Here is a 263-nt window from a genome sequence, read left to right as displayed (position 1 = left end):
GACCTGGGTGATGTGGGTGGGGTGGGGGCGGTAGGTCACTTCGGGTGCGCCTGGGTGTGGTGGCGGCGCAGGAGGACGTTCGCGTCCGTGGCCGCGCTGTAGTCCTTGTTCTTGTGGGCCGTCCTGCGGAGGGTGGCGAGTTCGTCGCAGGTCGCGCAGTTGGGGTACGGGCGCGGGGGTGCGCTGAGGTCGATCGCCGGCTCCAACGGGGGGTTCTTCGCGGGGTCGTTGCGGGTGAGGTGGTTCGCCGCCTTCACGCCGGC

1 pseudogene is annotated in these 263 nt (G+C 71.1%); it reads right to left on the bottom strand.

From position 1 onward, the window contains the following. Positions 1-35 precede the first annotated feature (35 nt). Positions 36-263, bottom strand: a pseudogene (locus AOK24_RS43815) (hypothetical protein); the annotation flags it as partial.

It is taken from the genome of Streptomyces niveiscabiei (genome assembly GCF_001419795.1).
Taxonomy (GTDB): Bacteria; Actinomycetota; Actinomycetes; order Streptomycetales; family Streptomycetaceae; genus Streptomyces; species Streptomyces niveiscabiei.
This window is presented reverse-complemented; position numbering and strand designations above follow the sequence as displayed.